Here is a 17,008-nt window from a genome sequence, read left to right on the forward strand (position 1 = left end):
GCTACACCACGCGGCGGCCGGTGAAGAGCTGGATCAACCCGACGATCAGCGCCACGACCAGCAGGATGTGGATCAATCCGCCCGCGATGTGGAAGGTGAAGCCGAGCAGCCAGAGGATCAGCAGGATGACGGCGATGGTCCAAAGCATCTGATACGCTCCTTGGGGCAGATTGCGATGCCCGTAGGCCGGCCTGCCGATCCGCTTACGGGTGCGTAACGAACACTGACGGTGCCGCGATGGTTCCGCCGGTTGCACCGGCACCGGGCATCTGCTTGGATCGCCGCCATGTTCCTGCGTCCCCTGTTCGCCGTCATCGCGCTGGCGACCCCCGCTCCCCTGCTTGCCCAGGTCCTGACCGCGACCGAAACCGCGCGGATCGATAAGGTGGTCTCCGCCGCGCTGGCCGATACCGGCGTGCCATCGGCGTCGATCGCGGTCGTGCGCGGCGGCCGCGTCGTGCTGGCCAGGGCTTACGGAAAACAGGCGGAGGGCCGCACCGTCGCCGACCCCCACCAGCCCTATCAGATCGCATCGATTTCGAAACAGTTCACGGCGGCGGCGCTGTTGCTGCTGGAGGACGATGGCAAACTGCGCCTCGACGACCCGATCGGCCACTACGTCCCCGGCATCACCGATGGCGATCGCATCACGATCCGCCAGTTGCTCAGCCACACCGCCGGCCTGCAGGATTACTGGCCGCAGGATTACAGCTTCCGGGCGATGGCTAGCCCGGTGACGCCGCAGCAGATCCTCGACCGCTGGGCGCGCAAGCCGCTCGATTTCGCACCCGGTACGCAGTGGCAATATTCGAACACCGGCTATGTCGTCGCCGGCCTGATCGTCGAGAAAGTCGCGGGGATGCCGCTGCTCGAATTCCTGCAGGCCCGTGTCTTCCGCCCGCTCGGCATCCGCGCGGTCGATCAGGACAAGGCGGTCGGCGCCGGGTTCCCGCAAGGCTACAAGCGGTTCGCGCTCGGCCCCGTCCGCGTGGAAACCCCGGCGGCGTCGGGCTGGCTCTACGCCGCCGGCGAACTGTCGATGTCGGCGGAGGATCTCGCCCGATGGGATATCGCCCGGCTGAACCGCACGCTGCTGCCCGCCGACGACTGGGTCGCTCAGGAAACGCCGGTGACGCTCACCGATGGTCGCTCGACCTCCTACGGTCTGGGCGTCATCGCCCGCGACCGCGGCGGCCGTCGCGTGATCGAGCATGGCGGCGAGGCGGTGGGCTTCCTGTCGCAGAACATCGTCTATCCCGATGACAAGGCCGCGGTCGTCGTGCTGACCAACGCCTGGTTCGCCGATGCGCAGAGCCGAATCGCCGCCGGCATCGCCGACATCGTCCTGCCGCCACCACCCGCATCCGCCGATGCCACCGAAGACGCCGCCGCCCTGACCCGTGCGCGCATCGTGTTCGATCAATTACGCGCGAACCGACTGGATCGGACACTGCTGACCGACAACGCCAACTACTATTTCACGCCCGTCGCGCTCGCCGACTACGCGCGCAGCCTCGGTTCGCTCGGCGAGCCCGGCGCGTTCGTTGCGGAGGGTGGCGGCCGGCTGCGCGGTGGTTTCGTCGGCCGCGCCTATCGCGTGACGATCGGCGGGCGCACGCTCTCCCTCTCGACCTTCGCGGAGCCGGACGGCCGGCATCGTTTCGAACAATTTCTCGTGAGTCCCGCCCAATGAACCGCTTCGACACCCTGCTCCTGCCCGACCGGGGCCAGTCCGCCCATCCGATCGAGGTGATCGCCCCGGCCGCGCACGACACCTGGCTCGCCACCCAGTCGTCCCGCGTCCGCGCGACGCTGGCGGCGCAGCGGTTCAGGGGCAAGGCGGGCAGCCATGCGATCGTACCCGACGAAGGCGACGGCTGGCACGTCGTCGCCGCGATCGACAACGACACGCCATGGGCCCTGGCGAAGCTGGCCGAGCAACTGCCCGGCGGCACGTACCGGGTCGACGGGCATGAGGGCGGCGAACTAGGCTGGCTGCTCGGCCAGTACAGTTTCGATCGATATCGCAAGCCCGACCGCACCGATCCCCGCATCCTGCTGACCCGCGATGCCGCATCGCTGGCGGAAACGCTGCGACTGGCCGAGGCGACGGCATGGGTCCGCGATCTCGTCAACACCGGGGCTGGCGATCTCGGCCCCGCCGAGCTGGAGGCCTCCGCCGAGGCGCTGGCCCGCCGTCACGGCGCGACCGTTACGGTGCGGCGCGGCGACGAGCTGGAACAGGGTTATCCGCTGATCCATGCGGTCGGCCGGGCGGCATCGCGCGACCGGGCGCCGCGGCTGATCGAACTCACCTGGGGCACCCCCGGCGCACCGCGCGTCGCGCTGGTCGGCAAGGGCGTGTGCTTCGATACCGGCGGCCTCGACATCAAGCCGTCGTCCGGCATGCGGTTGATGAAGAAGGACATGGGCGGCGCGGCACATGCGCTGGCGCTGGCCGATCTGGTGATGGCGGCGCGATTGCCGATCCGGCTCCATCTGCTGATCCCGGCGGTGGAGAACGCCATTGCGGGCGATGCCTTCCGCCCCGGCGACGTGCTGCGCAGCCGCAAGGGGCTGACGGTCGAGAACACCAACACCGATGCGGAGGGTCGCCTGATCCTGGCCGACGCCCTGACCCGCGCGGCCGAGGAAAAGCCCGAACTGATCCTCGATTACGCCACGCTGACCGGCGCGGCACGCGTGGCACTCGGTCCCGATCTGCCGCCGCTGTTCACCGACGACGACGCCCTCGCCACCGACCTGCTCGCCGCCGGCACCGCCGCCGCCGACCCGCTGTGGCGATTGCCGCTGTGGGACGCGTATGACGAGATGTTGAAATCCGACATCGCCGACATGGTCAACGCCCCCGATGGCGGCTTTGCCGGCGCGATCACCGCCGCGCTGTTCCTGCGCCGGTTCGTGCCGAAGGATATCGCCTGGGCGCACATGGACGTCTTCGCCTGGCGGCCGACCGCGAAGCCGGGCCGGCCGAAGGGCGGAGACGCCTATGCCCTGCGCACGTCTTTCGCCGTGCTCAAGCGCCGCTATGCTGGTTGATCTGATCTCCTCCGTTCGTCCCGAGTAGGGGCTGAGCGAAGTCGAAGCCTGTCCTGAGCGCCTGCCTTAGCAGGCAGTCGAAGGGACCCATATCGAGGGACAGGTTGTCGCGCGAAGCGGTGCCTCGATACAAACCCTCGATACGCCCCTGCGGAGCTACTCGGTCTCTACTCGGCACGAACGGATGTGCTTGAATTACGCAGGCGCGAGCGGCGTGCCCGATCGCTGGCAGATATAGGTCGCCAGCTCCTCGCGCAGCGGCAGGCCGGCGATCGGCCGCAGCGGCCCCTCGGCGGAATTGCCGACCTCGACGCTGACCCGCGACGGGCCAACCGCGAGCACGTGGAACAGCCGTTTGGCGCAATCCACCTCGGTCCGCGCATAGGCGATCCTGTTGCCGCGCTCCTCGCGCAGCATCGCGATCGTGTTGCCGCCGATCGCCCGCCGCTCCCGCAACAGGAAATGCTTCGACCGTGTGTCCGACGGGGTCGGGATCAGCGTACCCTTCAGGCGGAACTCGCGCTCGCCAGCCTCCGTCGCCACTTCGCTTTCGGTCAGGTTGCGCAGCGACACCGAATGATTTTCGGCCGCCCCCTCGTCCGTCGCGCCACCCGAACAGGCCGCGACCATCAGGGCGGCGGCCACACCGGCCGCCGCCATCATCTTGTTCACCGTCATTCTTCACTCCCGGAAAGAATATCTCGGGCAAACGTAGCCGCTGGCGGTTCGATCCGCCAGCGCCCCGGATCAAAGCCGCGCCGCCGCCTCGATCACCGGCACGAACTTCGCCGCGGTCAGGCTCGCGCCGCCGACCAGCGCGCCGTCGACATTCTCGGTCGACAGGATCGCCGCCGCATTCTCGCCCACCACCGAACCGCCATACAGGATGCGGACATCCGCCGCGCAGTCGCCGATCATCATCCTGAGCTTTTCGCGCGCGATCGCGTGGATCGCGGCGATCTCGTCCAGCGTCGGGGTGCGGCCCGTACCGATCGCCCAGCGCGGTTCGTACGCGAGCGTCAGCCAGTCGGCCGTCGCATTCTCCGGCACCGATTTCTCGATCTGCGCCTGCACGATCCGCTCGGCCCGCCCGGCATTGCGCTCCGCCTCGGTCTCGCCGCAGCACAGGATCACCGACAGGCCGTTCCGCCGCGCCGCCGCCGCCTTGGCCCAGGCGTCATGGCTGTTCTCGCCCTGATCCGCCCGGCGTTCGGAATGGCCGGCGATCGTGAAGACCGCGCCCGCCTCCCTGACCATGCCCGCCGAAACGCAGCCGGTATGCGCGCCCGCATCCTCGTCATGCACATCCTCCGCACCGATCGCGAGGCCCGGCACGCGCAGCGCCGCCGGGTGGATCAGCGTAAACGGCACCGCGATCGACACGTCGATATTCGGGGCCGCCGCCGCCGCCGCCGCGATCCCGTCCAGTTCCGCCAGCGTCGCGAGCGACCCGTTCATCTTCCAGTTGCCCGACACCAGCTTGCGCCGCATTCCCATACTCCCATGATGTGACCCGACCCTAGCGACAAGCCGGTCGCGCTTGAAGCCCGCTCGCCCGCGCCCTAAGGCGGCGTCCAAGAAATCTCGCGAACGGTCCTTCATGCTCAGCTTTTTCCGCCGCATCATCCATTCGAAGGTCGGCTATGTCGTCACCTTCATCGTGCTGGGCGTCATCGCCCTCGCCTTTGCGGCGGGGGATATCTCAAACCTCGCCGGCGGCTCGACCGGCGGTCTGGGCGGCAACGACGTCGCCACCGTCGGCAAGCAGGAAATCACGATGGCCGACCTGCGCCAGCGTGCCAATGACGAGGTCGCCGCCGCCCGCCAGCGCAATCCGCAGGCGGACATCGCCGGCTATCTCGCCGCCGGCCAGCTCGATGCCTCGCTCGACCGGATGATTTCAAGCTACGCGCTCGCCGACTTCGGCCGCCAGCAGGGCATGATCGTGTCGAAGCGCGCGGTCGATGGCCAGATCGCCAGCATCCCCGGCCTGCAGGGACCGACCGGCAAGTTTGACGAAAACATCTATCGCCGCATCCTGATCGAACGAAAGCTGACCGACGCCGGCATCCGCCGCGACATCGCCCGCGACATCGTCGTGCAGCAACTGGTCGCGCCGACGCAGGGCGCGACGCAGGTGCCGGCCCAGATCGTCGCCCCCTATGCCTCGCTGATGCTGGAACGCCGTGCGGGCGAGGTTGCGTTCGTGCCGATGCAGGCGGCGGCGTCCGGTGCCGCCCCGACGCCGGCCGAGCTTCAGACCTTCTACGCCCGCAACCTTCAGCGGTATCGCGTGCCGGAACGCCGCACGATCCGCTACGCCCTCGTCACCCCCGATCAGGTCCGCGCCAGCGCCGTCGCGACGCCAGCCGAAATCGCGCAGGCCTATCAGCAGAACCGAGCGAAATATCAGCCGACCGAAAAGCGCACCATCGCGCAGGTCATCGTCGCCGACCGCGCCGGCGCAGAGGCGATCGCCGCCAAGGTGAAGGCCGGCACGCCGCTCGCCGCCGCCGCCCGCGCCGCCGGGCTGGAAGCATCGACGCAGACCGCAGTCGAAAAGGCCGCCTATGCCACCCAGACCGGCACCGCCGTCGCCGATGCGGTGTTCGCCGCGCCGGCCTCGTCGGTCGTCGGGCCGGTGCGCGGATCGCTGGGCTTCACCGTCGCGCGGATCGAATCGGTCCAGCAGGTGCCGGGGCGCACGCTGGCGCAGGTGCAGGACGAACTGGCGAAGGAAATCGGCGTCCGCAAATCCGCCGATGCGCTGGCGCAGCTTCATGACACGCTGGACACCGCGCTGACCGGTGGCTCGACCTTCGACGAGGCGGTGGCCGATGCGAAGATCAAGCCCGTCACCACACCGGCGTTGACCGCCAGCGCCACCGATCCGAACGATCCGCTGGCGAAACCCGATCCGGCCCTGATCCCGATCGTGCAGGCCGCCTTCACCGCTGAGGATGGCGATGCGCCCCAACTGGTCCAGACCGGTGCGGATGGCAGCTTCGCCGTCGTCGCCGTCGGCCAGATCACACCCGCCGCCCCGCGCCCGCTGGCCCAGGTCCGCGACGAGGTCGCCGCCGCGTTCGTCGCCGATCGCACCCGTCAGGCCGCCCGGCGCATCGCCGCCGGCATCCTCGCCAAGGCCAATCGCAACACGCCGCTGGCACAGGCGGTGCGCGAGGCCGGCACGTCGCTGCCGGCGCCCCGCCCGATCGCCGGCGCGCGCACCGACCTCGCCCGCCAACAGGCCGGCGGTCCCGATCCGGCGCTCGCGCTGATGTTCGGCATGGTGCAGGGCACGACGAAGATGGTCGAGGCACCGCAGGGCACCGGCTGGATCGTCGTGCGGCTGACCGGCATTCAGCGCGGCGACGCATCGAAGAACCCCGCCATCCTCGCCGCGACGCGCGGGCAGCTGGGTCAGATGATCGGCAGCGAATATGTCCAGCAATTCGCCCGCGCCGCTCGCAATCAGGTCGGCGTGAAGACCGATGCGACGGCGCTGAAGCGCCTGCGCGCCGAACTCGCCGGTCAGGGTGGTTCCGATAACTGATCCGCGCGCGATGACCGCCCCCAGCACCGACTCTCGGGCCGCCCTCGCCGCCGGCAAGCCGGCGCTGATCTGGCGGCGGCAGGTCGCCGACACGGAAACGCCGGTCGCGGCGGCGCTGCGGCTGATGGAGCCGGGTCGCGGCGACTTCCTGCTCGAATCGGTCGAGGGTGGCGCGATCCGCGGGCGTCACAGCCTGCTCGGCCTCGCTCCCGATCTCGTGTTCCGGGCGCACGGTAACGACGCCGCGATCAACCGCCGCTGGACGACCGATCGCGATGCGTTCGAACCGTGCGGCCAGCCGACGCTCGATGCCCTCCGCGCGCTCGTTGCCGATTGCCGCGCCGATGTGCCGCCCGAACTGCCCCGCGCGCTCGCCTGTCTCGTCGGCTATTTCGGGTACGAGACGGTGGGATTGGTCGAACGGCTGGAACAGCCCGCCGCCGATCCGCTGGGCCTGCCCGACATGATGTTCGTGCGGCCGACCGTGTTGCTGGTGTTCGATCGCCTCGCCGACGCACTGTATCTGGTCGCGCCCGCCTGGCCCGATCCGTCACGCGATCCCGCCGCGATCGTGACGCAGGCGGAGGAGCGGCTGGATGCGGTCGCGGCGCGTCTGGCCGACGCCGCCTTGCCGGCGCCCATCCGCGCGGTGCTGGACGAGCCGGCCTATACACCGGCGATGGCCCCCGCCCGCTACGGCGAGATGGTCGCCGCCGCGAAGGAATATATCGCGGCGGGCGACATCTTTCAGGTCGTGCTGGCCCAGCGTTTCACCGCGCCGTTCACGCTGCCGCCGTTCGAACTGTATCGCTCGCTGCGCCGGATCAATCCGTCGCCGTTCCTCTATCACCTCGATCTGCCGGGCTTCGCGCTGATCGGGTCCAGCCCCGAAATCCTCGTCCGCGTCCGCGATGGCGAGATTACCGTCCGCCCGATCGCCGGCACCCGCCCGCGCGGCAAGACCGCCAGCGAGGACGAGGCGAACCGCACGAGCCTGCTCGCCGATCCCAAGGAGCGTGCCGAGCATCTGATGCTGCTCGACCTCGGTCGCAACGATGCCGGGCGAGCGGCCGCGCCGGGCAGCGTCCGCGTGACCGACAGCTACACGGTCGAGATGTACAGCCACGTCATGCACATCGTCTCGAACGTCACCGCCCGGCTGTCACCCGACAAGGACGCGCTGGACGCGATGTTCGCCGGCTTCCCCGCCGGCACCGTCAGCGGCGCGCCCAAGGTCCGCGCCTGCCAGATCATCGCCGAACTCGAACCCGAACGGCGCGGCGCCTATGCCGGCGGCGTCGGCTATTTCTCGCCGGACGGATCGCTCGATTCGTGCATCGTCCTGCGCACGGCGGTCGTGAAGAACGGCATGATCCATGTTCAGGCCGGCGCGGGCATCGTCGCCGATTCGCAAGCTGAATACGAACAGCGCGAATGTGAGGCCAAGGCCGGCGCCATCCTCGCCGCCGCACGCGAAGCGGTCGCCCGAGCCGGCGCGGCCGGCTTCGGGCAATAACCCGGCTTCCGAATCAGGGAATCGACGAGTCCGCCTGACGCTGCGCCCGCTTCTCCGCCGCCCACTGCTTCGCCGCCAGCACCGAACAACCGGTCTGCCCGCCATTGCCGACCGGCGAGCAGGTATTGGGGATACCGCCCGCCACGCGGTTGGTCTGGTCGATATCGGCGACGCGGTTGACCCAGCTCTGGTTCTGCATCGGGATCGGCCCGCTGTCGCGCAGGCTTTTGGGGATGCGATAAGGGTCTTCCGCCGGCGAACACACGACGATCTCGTCGCCCGCACCCTTGGGGCATTGCTGACCGGCGGTCAGTTGCACGCTGCGGATGCGCTGCGGCGGGGTCGAGCTTTCGGCGGCCGGCACGGCGGTCTGCGCCACGGCCAGTGCCGGTGAGGCGAGCAAGGTGACGACAAGGGCGAGACGGATCATGGCAACGGGCTCCTTAAGCTCCACCAACGTGCAAAGCCCCATCAGGCTCCACTGGTCGACCGCCATTTCACGCGTCCGGGTTGCGGGAATGTTTCAGGCGGCTATGGGCAGGCGATGATCCTCGTCGTCGACAATTACGACAGCTTTACGTGGAACCTCGTCCACTATCTCCAGCAACTGGGGGCGGTGGTGGAGGTGGTGCGCAACGACGCCATTTCCGCGGGGCAGGCGCTGTCGTCGGGGGCGGAGGCGTTCCTGATCTCCCCCGGCCCCTGCACCCCGACCGAAGCCGGCGTCAGCCTCGATCTGGTCGAGGCGTGCGCGGCGGCGGGGCGACCGCTGCTCGGTGTGTGTCTGGGCCATCAGGCGATCGGCCAGCATTTCGGCGGCAAGGTGGAACGCGGCGGCCTGATGCACGGGAAGACCTCGCCCGTCCTGCACGACGGCACCGGCCTGTTCGCCGACCTGCCCTCGCCCTTCATCGCGACCCGATATCACTCGCTGATCGTCAACGACATTCCGGACACGCTGCTGGTCAACGCCCGCGCGGAGGATGGCACCGTCATGGGTTTCCGCCACGCCACGCTGCCGATCCACGGTGTCCAGTTCCATCCCGAAAGCATCGCCACCGAACACGGCCACGCCATGCTCGCCAATTTCATGCGCGCGGCCGGCATGACGGTGAAGGAACTGGCGTGACCACCATCGCGCTTCTGCCCGACACCGCGTCACCACTGTCGCGCGAAACCGCCGCCGCCGCCTTTGCCGACATCCTCGACGGCCGCGCCGGCGACGACGCCATCGCCGCCTTCCTGATCGGCCTGACCGAACGCGGCGAAACCTCGATCGAGATCGCCGAGGCCGCCCGCGCCCTGCGCAACCGGCTGATCCCGATCGACGCCCCCGCCGGCGCGATCGACGTCTGCGGCACCGGCGGCGACGGCCATCACACGCTGAACGTCTCGACCGCCGTCAGCCTCGTCGTCGCGGCGTGCGGCGTGCCCGTCGCCAAGCACGGCAACCGCGCCGCCTCGTCCAAGGCGGGCGCCGCCGACACGCTGGAGGCGCTGGGCCTCGACATGGCCCGCGCCGGGGCGATGGCGGAGGCGAGCCTCGCCGATCTCGGCATCTGCTTCCTGTTCGCGGCCAACCATCATCCCGCGATGGCCCGGATCACGCCAATCCGCCGCCGCATCGGCCGTCGCACGATCTTCAACCTGATGGGCCCGCTCGCCAATCCCGCCCGCGTCACCCGCCAGTTGATCGGTATCGCCCGCCCCGATTACGCCCCCGTCTATGCCGAGGCGCTGGAACAGCTCGGCACCGAGGCGGCCCTGGTCGTGTCGGGCGAGGAGGGGCTGGACGAGCTGTCCGGCGCCGGCCCCAGCCTGGTCACCAATGTCGGCAGCGCCAGCCTGCCGACCCGCGTCATGCCCGAGGATGCCGGCCTGACCCGCCATCCGATCGATGCGATCCGGGGCGGCGATCCGGCGCACAACGCGGTTGCCCTCCGCCGGCTGCTGACCGGAGAGGCAGGTGCCTATCGCGAGGCCGTTCTCCTCAATGCCGCCGCCGCGCTGATGCTGGCGTCGCGCGCCGCCACCCTGCCCGATGCCGCCGCGCTGGCGGCCGAGGCCATCGACAGCGGCGCTGCCAATACGCTGCTCGACCGCTGGATCGCCTATTCATGACCATACTCGACACGATCGTCGCGCATAAGCGCACCGAGGTCGCCGCCCGCAAGGCCGCCACTACCGACGCCGCGCTCGCCGCACGTATCGCCGTCGCCAGCCCCCCGCGTGGTTTCCGCGCCGCGCTCGACGCGAAACCCGGCCACGCGCTGATCGCCGAAATCAAGAAGGCCAGCCCGTCCAAGGGCCTGATCCGCGCCGATTTCGATCCCCCCGCCCATGCCCGCGCCTATCAGGCGGGTGGCGCCGCCTGCCTGTCGGTCCTGACCGACGAGCGGTTCTTCCAGGGCGCCGACGATTATCTGGTGCAGGCGCGCGCCGCCGTCTCGATCCCGGTGATCCGCAAGGACTTCATGGTCGACCCATGGCAGGCCGCCGAATCGCGGGCGCTGGGCGCCGACGCGATCCTGTTGATCGTCGCCGCGCTCGACGACGCGACGCTCGCCAAGATCGAGGTCGCTGCGATCGACCACGGCATGGACGTACTGGTCGAGGTGCATGACGAGGTCGAACTCGACCGCGCGCTGAAACTTCGGTCACGGCTGATCGGTTGCAACAACCGCGACCTGCGCGACTTCTCGGTCGATGTCGCGCGGTCCTATCGGTTGAAGACGCTCGCCCCCGCCGATTGCACGTTCGTCGCCGAAAGCGGCCTGACGACGCGAAGCGATCTCGATGCGATGGCCGATCACGGCGTCCATTGCTTCCTGATCGGCGAAGCCCTGATGCGCCAACAGGACGTCGAAGCGGCCACCCGCATGCTGATCGGCCAGACAGAGCGCTAAACCGTCCTGAAACGGGACTGTCCGGCCGTTTCGACAAGCCGTTTGCAGCCATGACGCCGGCATTATCGCTGGCTAGACAATGGCATGGGTATTTCCCTTTTCACACCAGCACCGATTCCACCCGACGATCATCGCCGTATCCTTGCCGTCGAGGCGTCGGGTCTGATCGACGCGCATCGCGATCCACGATTGATGGCACTGGCAAAGCGCATGCGGATCGCGCTCCATGCGCAATGGGCCGGCGTCAATGTGATCTCGGCGGATTGGCAGCACGTGATCGCGGCATCGGGCGGAATGCTCGGTGATTACCGGCGTTCGACGTCGATCAGCAGCTATGTCGTCAGTTTACCCGACACGCCCTTCGTCGTGCTCGACGCTTCGACGGATGAGCGGTTGGCAGGCAGTCCTTTCGTATACGACGGTCTGATCCGCTTCTACGCCGGCGCGGTATTTCGAGATCGGGATGGTTACGCCCTCGGCGCGCTGTGCGTCACCGACGCGGAACCACGTCACGCCTTCTCGAACGAGGACGCCGCCTTGTTGATGGCCTTTGCCGGCGAAGTGATCGACTGACCCGACCTATTTCGCCAGACGACCATCGACCGTCGCCTGCTGATCGAACGGGAATAGGATGGACGGATCGGGATCGCCGACATGCTTCGCCACGGACGGCGGCGCGATCTCGCGGACGATGTGACGCATCACCGCCAGCCGGGCGGGTTTCTTGTGGTCGGCCCGCACGCAATGCCATGGTGCGATCGGCGAATGCGTCCGCGCCAGCATCAGGTCGCGCGCGTTGGAATAATCCTTCCACCGGTCCTGCGCCACGGCATCCATATCGGATATCTTCAGCACCTTCAGCGGATCGTCGTGCCGCGCCTCCAGCCGCTTCTTCTGCTCGCCCCGGTCGATGTCGAGCCAGATCTTGATGATCCTGATCCCGCTTTCGACCAGCATCCGCTCCAGATCGGGCGCATCGCGCAGGAATTCCGCCTGCTCGGCCTTGGTGGAAAAGCCCATGACCACTTCCACCCCGGCGCGATTGTACCAGGACCGGTTGAAGATCACGAGTTCCCCCGCCCCCGGCAGATGCGCGACATAGCGCTGGAAATACCATTGCCCCCGTTCGTGGTCCGATGGCTTGGGGAGCGACACGACGCGCGTCGATCGCGGCGTCAGATGTTCGGTGATGCGCTTGATGGTGCCGTCCTTGCCCGCCGCATCGCGCCCCTCCAGCACGATCACCGCCCGCTCGCCAGACGCGATCATCGCCTGCTGCGTCTTCAACAGGGCCAGTTGGAGCGTGGCGAGTTGCTCGTCATAATCTTTCATGCCGCGTGAACGCCGCGAGACAACGCATGGTTCATCCATGCCATGACGTGCGTTAGAACGATTCACCGCCTCTTCCGATCAGGACATCATGACCCGTCTCACCCATCTCGACGATACCGGCGCCGCGCGCATGGTGGATGTCGGCGCGAAGCCCGCCACCGCGCGTCAGGCGATCGCCACCGGCCGCATCACCATGGCCCCCGTCGCCCTCGCGCTGGTTCGTGATGCGACCGCCAACAAGGGCGACGTGCTCGCCGTCGCGCGGATCGCCGGCATCATGGCGGCCAAGCGCACCGCCGACCTGATCCCGCTCTGCCATCCGCTGCCGCTGTCGCGCGTCGCGATCGACCTAACGCTGCTGGATGATGGTGTCGCCGTCACCGCCACCTGCGCCACCACCGGCCAGACCGGCGTCGAGATGGAGGCGCTCACCGCCGCCACGGTCGCGCTGCTGACCATTTACGACATGGTGAAGGCGGTCGACAAGGCGATGGTAATCGACGGCGTCCGCCTGCTCGCCAAGAGCGGCGGCAAATCCGGTGATTGGACCGCCCCAGATGGCCGCTGATCCCACCGCATTGGGCGTCGCCCTGCTGCCCGTCGCCGAGGCGCAGGCACGCCTGTTCGTGATGGTGCCGCCCGTCGCGCCGGAACGCGCGCCGCTGCGCGCCGCCGCCGGACGCTGGGCCGCGCAGGATATCCTCGCCCGCCGCACCCAGCCGGCGGCCGACCTGTCGGCGATGGACGGCTATGCGATCCGTCATGCCGACCTGCCCGGCCCCTGGCGCGTCGTCGGCGAAAGCGCGGCCGGCAATCCCTTCAACGGCACCGTCGCCGCCGGCGAGGCCGCGCGCATCTTCACCGGCGCGGCCATGCCCGCCGGCACCGACACCGTCCTGATCCAGGAAGAGGCGGCGCGCGACGGCGAGCGGCTGATCCTGACCGGCGAAGGCCCCGGCCATCATGGCCGCAACGTCCGCCGCCGCGGACTCGATTTCAGCGAAGGCCAGCCGCTCGTCCGCGTTGGCGAGCGGCTGACGCCCGCGCGTATCGCCGTGGCGGCGACGGGCGGGCACGGCGACCTGCCCGTCCGCCGCCGCCTGCGCGTCGCCATCGCCGCGACGGGCGACGAACTGGTGCCGCCGGGCAGCGATCCGACCGGCCTGTCGCTGCCCGAATCGAACGGCGCGATGCTGGCGGCGATGCTGGCGCACCTGCCCGTCGACGTGATCGATCTCGGCATCCTGCCCGACCGGCTCGATACCCTGCGCGATACCTTTGCGGGGGTGGAGGCGGACCTGCTCGTCACCACCGGCGGTGCCTCGGTCGGTGACCACGATCTGGTACGCCCCGCGATCGAGGCGGCGGGCGGCGTCATCGATTTCTGGCGGATTGCGCTCCGCCCCGGCAAGCCGATGATGGCTGGCCGGCTGGGCGATGCCATCGTGCTGGGCCTGCCCGGCAATCCTGTGTCCGCGTTCGTCACCGCTACGCTGTTCGTGCTGCCGGTGGTCGCGCATCTGGGCGGCGCGGGCGATCCGTTGCCGCTCGTCACCAGTGCGCTGCTCGGCGAACCGTTACCCGCCAATCAGGGCCGCACAGACTATCTGCGTGCCGAAATACGCGACGGCCGCGCCTTCGCCTCGACGATCCAGGACAGCTCGATGCTGCTGACGCTGGCGCGGTCGACCTGCCTCATCATCCGGCCCGCGCACGCTCCCGCTGCGCAGGCTGGCGAATCGGCGGAAATCCTCGTGATCGCTTGACGCAAGGGCTAATGTTCCTTATCGGTTCCTTATCTGTTCCCGACGGAGGCCGAGATGCTCACGCGCAAGCAGCACGAACTGGTGTGCTTCATCAACGACCGCCTGAACGAGACGGGCGTGTCACCCTCGTTCGAGGAAATGAAGGACGCGCTCGACCTGAAATCGAAATCCGGCGTCCACCGCCTGATCTCGGCACTGGAAGAACGCGCCTTCATCCGTCGCCTGCCCAACCGTGCCCGCGCGCTGGAAATCCTGCGCATGCCGGAACGGGTCGAAAAGAAGCCCGCGGGTCGCGCGGCGAAGTCCACGGCTCCGGTGCCGCCGCCCGCCAACGACGTGATCGAGATCCCGCTGCACGGCCGCATCGCCGCCGGTATGCCGATCGAGGCGTTCGAGGGATCGAGCATGCTCGCCGTCCCCGCCGCGCTGCTCGGGCCGGGCGATCATTACGCGCTGGAGGTGGCGGGAGACTCGATGGTCGAGGCTGGCATCCTCGACGGCGACTATGCGCTGGTCCGCCGGACCGAGGTCGCCCATGACGGCGAGATCGTCGTCGCGCTGATCGAGGATTCGGAGGCGACGCTGAAGTATTTCCGTCGGGAAGGCGCGATGGTCCGCCTCGACCCCGCCAACCGCGCCTATGATCCGCAACGTTACGCCCCGCAACAGGTGCGTATCCAGGGCAAGCTGTCCGGCATCCTGCGCCGCTACGACTGAGGCTCGCGGCTTAAGCCTCACGCGGGCGCGCGCACGATCGCGCGCACGTAGAGGGTGTGACTTTAGCGACTTTCCGCCCGAACCGGCATCACGCGGGGCGGCCTGCGCCAGGGATGCCGGTCCCCCGCCCGCTTCACCGTCACCACCTGCCCCCGTGCGAAACTCACTGCCACGCCGCCGGTGGTTGCCAGCGTGGGCCGGTCCAGCCGCAACCACCGTGGCCGGCACCCCCGCGGCAACCGCCGCTCGCTGACCACCACATCCGCCATCCGGCACGCCGCGACCAGCTCGCCGACCGGCACCAGATACGCACTCCGCATCATCAGCACCCGCCATTGCCCCGCAACCGTCGCCACGCACAGATCGGCGCTGCACCGCACCCCCGCCGCTTCCGACATCAGTCCGGGCTCGACAGTCGAACCGCCCGTCTCCGCCAGCATGCCACGCATGTAATCGCCCGTCCGGTCGCGGAGCAGCATCACCCCCGCCGGCGTCCTGATCGCCGCATGTCGACCGTCGCCCGTCACCAGCAGGTCCGGCGCCGGCGTCATGATCGCCCAAGCCGCCCCTACGACAAGCGGCACCAGCCCCCAACGCCGCCAGCCGGTCCGCCACAGCGCCAGCCACAGCCCGCCACCGACCATCAGCGCGAACGCAGCATCGGGCATCGCCGGCCACGCCGACACCGCCCCCGGACTGGCCGCCACCAGCCGCGCCAGCCACAGCAACAGCCCGATCGCCTGCGCCACCAGCCACCAGACCGGCGCGCCCCGTCCCGCCGCATCGAGCGCCAGCGCCAGAGCTTCCAGCGGCATCACCACAAACGTCGTCCACGGGATCGCGACGATATTGGCCAGCGCGCCGTACAATCCCGCCTTGTGGAAGTGATAGGCAGCGATCGGCATCAACGCGACCTCCACCACCACGCCGGTCAGCAGCAACAGAGCCATGCCGCGAAACAGCCGCCGCCCTGGCCCCTCGTCCCGCACCAGACCGAACGTCCGCAGCCGCGGATGATCGTGCAGCGCCACGATCGCGGTGATCGCTGCGAACGACAGCTGGAAACTCGGCCCCGCCAAGGACTCCGGCCAGAACAGCAGCACGATCAGCGCCCCCGCCGCCACCAGTCGCAGCGTCATCGCTTCACGCCCCATCGCCAGCCCGACCAGCACCATCAACGCCGCGACGCACGACCGGACCGTCGGCACTTCCGCGCCCGTCAGCAGCGTATATCCCACCGCCGCCAGTGCCCCCGCCCCCGCCGCCACCAGCGGCAGGCGGACGCGCAGCGCCAGTCCGGGGATCAGCGCCAGCAACCGCAGCATGACGATCATCGTCGCCCCGACGACGGCGGTGATGTGCAACCCGCTGACCGACAACAGGTGCGCCAGCCCCGCCGCCCGCATCGCCTCCGCATCGTTTTCCGAGATCGAGCCGGTATCCCCCGTCACCAGCGCCGCCGCGACACCGCCGGCACTACCCGCCACGCTGCTCGTCACGTGACCCGTCAACGCCCGCCGCAAGCCGGCCTCACCCCGGCCGGCAACAAGCACCTTCACCGGCGCGAACCCGCGGCCTGTCGCCCCGATAGCGGTGAACCATGCCACCCGCGCATAGTCGTAGGCACCCGGCACCGCTGCTTCCGGTGGTGGCATCAAACGAGCTCGCAGCCGGATCGTCGCCCCCGCACTCAACCCCGCCGGTGCATCCGCCTCCGTCAGATTGACCCTTATACGTGGTGGCAGCGAGGAGACATTGGGCGCCAGCGTCAGCCGCACCAACCCGCGCGCCACTAGCGGCTCGACCCGCTCGACCCGCGCCGTCATTGCCACCATCGCCGGGCGTGCCAGCACCGGCGCCGCGACCCGCTCGGCCCGCCACCAGATCAGCGCCATCCCCAATGCCATCGCCAGCGCCCCGACCGCCAGCGATCGCACCAGCCGCCCGCCCCGGCCCAGCGCGATCAGGGCCAATCCGCCTGCCACCAACGCCAGCATCGCCGCCGCCCACAGTGCCGGACGCGGCAATGCGAACCACAGCACGACCCCGCCGCCCAGCGCCACCGGCAACCACAGGCCGAGTTGATCGCGCTCGATCTCCAGCCGTCGTTCGAGCGCAGCCGCGATCGACCCCGCCGACATTTGTCGCCACGGGA

Annotated in this window: 18 protein-coding genes; 11 read left to right on the forward strand and 7 right to left on the reverse strand. The window is 69.1% G+C overall.

Annotation, left to right across the window (positions count from 1 at the left end):
* Window position 1: 1 nt before the first annotated feature.
* Window positions 2-148 carry a lmo0937 family membrane protein gene (locus JAO74_RS05520; protein ID WP_156460630.1) on the reverse strand — a complete coding sequence of 49 codons (147 nt, stop codon included), beginning with the start codon at window positions 146-148 and terminating at the stop codon, window positions 2-4.
* A gap of 138 nt (window positions 149-286) precedes the next feature.
* Between JAO74_RS05520 and JAO74_RS05525 the strand changes: the two genes are divergently transcribed.
* Both JAO74_RS05525 and JAO74_RS05530 read left to right on the forward strand, forming a co-directional pair.
* On the forward strand, window positions 287-1,693 hold the full coding sequence (locus JAO74_RS05525) for a serine hydrolase domain-containing protein (RefSeq protein ID WP_199035923.1): 1,407 nt from the start codon (window positions 287-289) through the stop codon (window positions 1,691-1,693).
* The gene (locus JAO74_RS05530; protein ID WP_199035924.1) at window positions 1,690-3,060 is read left to right on the forward strand and encodes a leucyl aminopeptidase family protein; all 1,371 of its coding nucleotides are present in this window, start codon (window positions 1,690-1,692) and stop codon (window positions 3,058-3,060) included. The genes JAO74_RS05525 and JAO74_RS05530 overlap by 4 nt, the downstream gene beginning before the upstream one ends.
* 195 nt (window positions 3,061-3,255) lie before the next feature.
* Here JAO74_RS05530 and JAO74_RS05535 read toward each other — a convergent pair whose 3' ends face one another.
* Window positions 3,256-3,738 carry a hypothetical protein gene (locus tag JAO74_RS05535; RefSeq protein WP_199035925.1) on the reverse strand — a complete coding sequence of 161 codons (483 nt, stop codon included), beginning with the start codon at window positions 3,736-3,738 and terminating at the stop codon, window positions 3,256-3,258.
* Window positions 3,739-3,807: 69 nt separating this feature from the next.
* Window positions 3,808-4,557: a triose-phosphate isomerase gene (gene tpiA / locus JAO74_RS05540; protein WP_199035926.1), complete on the reverse strand. Its 750-nt coding sequence runs from the start codon at window positions 4,555-4,557 to the stop codon at window positions 3,808-3,810.
* A 103-nt stretch (window positions 4,558-4,660) separates the two neighbouring features.
* Between tpiA and JAO74_RS05545 the strand changes: the two genes are divergently transcribed.
* Both JAO74_RS05545 and trpE read left to right on the forward strand, forming a co-directional pair.
* The gene (locus JAO74_RS05545; protein ID WP_199035928.1) at window positions 4,661-6,616 is read left to right on the forward strand and encodes a peptidylprolyl isomerase; all 1,956 of its coding nucleotides are present in this window, start codon (window positions 4,661-4,663) and stop codon (window positions 6,614-6,616) included.
* A 10-nt stretch (window positions 6,617-6,626) separates the two neighbouring features.
* Entirely contained in the window at window positions 6,627-8,132 is a 1,506-nt protein-coding gene (gene trpE / locus JAO74_RS05550) for an anthranilate synthase component I (protein WP_199035930.1), read from the forward strand.
* Between the two features lie 13 nt (window positions 8,133-8,145).
* Here the strand turns inward: trpE and JAO74_RS05555 are convergent, their stop codons facing one another.
* A complete protein-coding gene (locus JAO74_RS05555) occupies window positions 8,146-8,562 on the reverse strand; it encodes a hypothetical protein (RefSeq protein ID WP_199035932.1) in 417 nt (138 codons plus the stop codon).
* 114 nt (window positions 8,563-8,676) lie between these two features.
* Between JAO74_RS05555 and JAO74_RS05560 the strand changes: the two genes are divergently transcribed.
* Genes JAO74_RS05560 through trpC form a run of 3 tightly spaced genes read left to right on the forward strand, consistent with a single transcriptional unit; the run spans window position 8,677 to window position 11,038 of the window.
* Entirely contained in the window at window positions 8,677-9,261 is a 585-nt protein-coding gene (locus tag JAO74_RS05560) for an anthranilate synthase component II (protein ID WP_199035934.1), read from the forward strand.
* Window positions 9,258-10,253, forward strand: coding sequence for an anthranilate phosphoribosyltransferase (gene trpD / locus JAO74_RS05565; RefSeq protein ID WP_199035936.1), 996 nt, complete (start codon window positions 9,258-9,260; stop codon window positions 10,251-10,253). The genes JAO74_RS05560 and trpD overlap by 4 nt, the downstream gene beginning before the upstream one ends.
* Window positions 10,250-11,038, forward strand: coding sequence for an indole-3-glycerol phosphate synthase TrpC (gene trpC / locus JAO74_RS05570; RefSeq protein ID WP_199035938.1), 789 nt, complete (start codon window positions 10,250-10,252; stop codon window positions 11,036-11,038). The genes trpD and trpC overlap by 4 nt, the downstream gene beginning before the upstream one ends.
* Window positions 11,039-11,110: 72 nt before the next feature.
* On the opposite strand, the gene JAO74_RS18685 is transcribed toward trpC, so the two are convergent.
* Window positions 11,111-11,266 carry a hypothetical protein gene (locus tag JAO74_RS18685; protein WP_233150685.1) on the reverse strand — a complete coding sequence of 52 codons (156 nt, stop codon included), beginning with the start codon at window positions 11,264-11,266 and terminating at the stop codon, window positions 11,111-11,113.
* Here JAO74_RS18685 and JAO74_RS05575 point away from each other — a divergent pair.
* Window positions 11,249-11,611, forward strand: a complete 363-nt coding sequence (locus tag JAO74_RS05575; RefSeq protein WP_233150686.1) for a GAF domain-containing protein — start codon at window positions 11,249-11,251, stop codon at window positions 11,609-11,611. The genes JAO74_RS18685 and JAO74_RS05575 overlap by 18 nt on opposite strands.
* Before the next feature lie 6 nt (window positions 11,612-11,617).
* Here the strand turns inward: JAO74_RS05575 and ppk2 are convergent, their stop codons facing one another.
* Entirely contained in the window at window positions 11,618-12,370 is a 753-nt protein-coding gene (ppk2, locus tag JAO74_RS05580; protein WP_199035942.1) for a polyphosphate kinase 2, read from the reverse strand.
* An 88-nt stretch (window positions 12,371-12,458) separates the two neighbouring features.
* Between ppk2 and moaC the strand changes: the two genes are divergently transcribed.
* Genes moaC through lexA form a run of 3 tightly spaced genes read left to right on the forward strand, consistent with a single transcriptional unit; the run spans window position 12,459 to window position 14,853 of the window.
* On the forward strand, window positions 12,459-12,938 hold the full coding sequence (gene moaC / locus JAO74_RS05585) for a cyclic pyranopterin monophosphate synthase MoaC (protein WP_199035944.1): 480 nt from the start codon (window positions 12,459-12,461) through the stop codon (window positions 12,936-12,938).
* The gene (locus tag JAO74_RS05590) at window positions 12,928-14,136 is read left to right on the forward strand and encodes a molybdopterin molybdotransferase MoeA (RefSeq protein ID WP_199035946.1); all 1,209 of its coding nucleotides are present in this window, start codon (window positions 12,928-12,930) and stop codon (window positions 14,134-14,136) included. The genes moaC and JAO74_RS05590 overlap by 11 nt, the downstream gene beginning before the upstream one ends.
* A 54-nt stretch (window positions 14,137-14,190) precedes the next feature.
* Complete coding sequence (lexA, locus tag JAO74_RS05595; RefSeq protein ID WP_199035948.1) at window positions 14,191-14,853, forward strand: transcriptional repressor LexA; 663 nt, start codon at window positions 14,191-14,193, stop codon at window positions 14,851-14,853.
* Between the two features lie 62 nt (window positions 14,854-14,915).
* Here the strand turns inward: lexA and JAO74_RS05600 are convergent, their stop codons facing one another.
* The gene (locus tag JAO74_RS05600) at window positions 14,916-16,994 is read right to left on the reverse strand and encodes a ComEC/Rec2 family competence protein (RefSeq protein ID WP_199036106.1); all 2,079 of its coding nucleotides are present in this window, start codon (window positions 16,992-16,994) and stop codon (window positions 14,916-14,918) included.
* Window positions 16,995-17,008: the final 14 nt, after the last annotated feature.

This window comes from Sphingomonas mollis, from assembly GCF_016427505.1.
Taxonomy (GTDB): Bacteria; Pseudomonadota; Alphaproteobacteria; order Sphingomonadales; family Sphingomonadaceae; genus Sphingomonas; species Sphingomonas mollis.

Bases quoted from the DNA above. Each gene is read 5' to 3' on its own strand.
- JAO74_RS05590 (WP_199035946.1), top strand. From the start codon at position 12,928: ATGGCCGCTGATCCCACCGCATTGGGCGTCGCCCTGCTGCCCGTCGCC.
- JAO74_RS05535 (WP_199035925.1), bottom strand. From the start codon at position 3,738: ATGACGGTGAACAAGATGATGGCGGCGGCCGGTGTGGCCGCCGCCCTG.
- trpE (WP_199035930.1), top strand. From the start codon at position 6,627: ATGACCGCCCCCAGCACCGACTCTCGGGCCGCCCTCGCCGCCGGCAAG.
- tpiA (WP_199035926.1), bottom strand. From the start codon at position 4,557: ATGGGAATGCGGCGCAAGCTGGTGTCGGGCAACTGGAAGATGAACGGG.
- JAO74_RS05530 (WP_199035924.1), top strand. From the start codon at position 1,690: ATGAACCGCTTCGACACCCTGCTCCTGCCCGACCGGGGCCAGTCCGCC.
- JAO74_RS18685 (WP_233150685.1), bottom strand. From the start codon at position 11,266: ATGGAGCGCGATCCGCATGCGCTTTGCCAGTGCCATCAATCGTGGATC.
- JAO74_RS05555 (WP_199035932.1), bottom strand. From the start codon at position 8,562: ATGATCCGTCTCGCCCTTGTCGTCACCTTGCTCGCCTCACCGGCACTG.
- JAO74_RS05575 (WP_233150686.1), top strand. From the start codon at position 11,249: ATGCGGATCGCGCTCCATGCGCAATGGGCCGGCGTCAATGTGATCTCG.
- moaC (WP_199035944.1), top strand. From the start codon at position 12,459: ATGACCCGTCTCACCCATCTCGACGATACCGGCGCCGCGCGCATGGTG.
- JAO74_RS05545 (WP_199035928.1), top strand. From the start codon at position 4,661: ATGCTCAGCTTTTTCCGCCGCATCATCCATTCGAAGGTCGGCTATGTC.
- JAO74_RS05525 (WP_199035923.1), top strand. From the start codon at position 287: ATGTTCCTGCGTCCCCTGTTCGCCGTCATCGCGCTGGCGACCCCCGCT.
- JAO74_RS05520 (WP_156460630.1), bottom strand. From the start codon at position 148: ATGCTTTGGACCATCGCCGTCATCCTGCTGATCCTCTGGCTGCTCGGC.
- trpC (WP_199035938.1), top strand. From the start codon at position 10,250: ATGACCATACTCGACACGATCGTCGCGCATAAGCGCACCGAGGTCGCC.
- JAO74_RS05600 (WP_199036106.1), bottom strand. From the start codon at position 16,994: ATGTCGGCGGGGTCGATCGCGGCTGCGCTCGAACGACGGCTGGAGATC.
- JAO74_RS05560 (WP_199035934.1), top strand. From the start codon at position 8,677: ATGATCCTCGTCGTCGACAATTACGACAGCTTTACGTGGAACCTCGTC.
- ppk2 (WP_199035942.1), bottom strand. From the start codon at position 12,370: ATGAAAGATTATGACGAGCAACTCGCCACGCTCCAACTGGCCCTGTTG.
- lexA (WP_199035948.1), top strand. From the start codon at position 14,191: ATGCTCACGCGCAAGCAGCACGAACTGGTGTGCTTCATCAACGACCGC.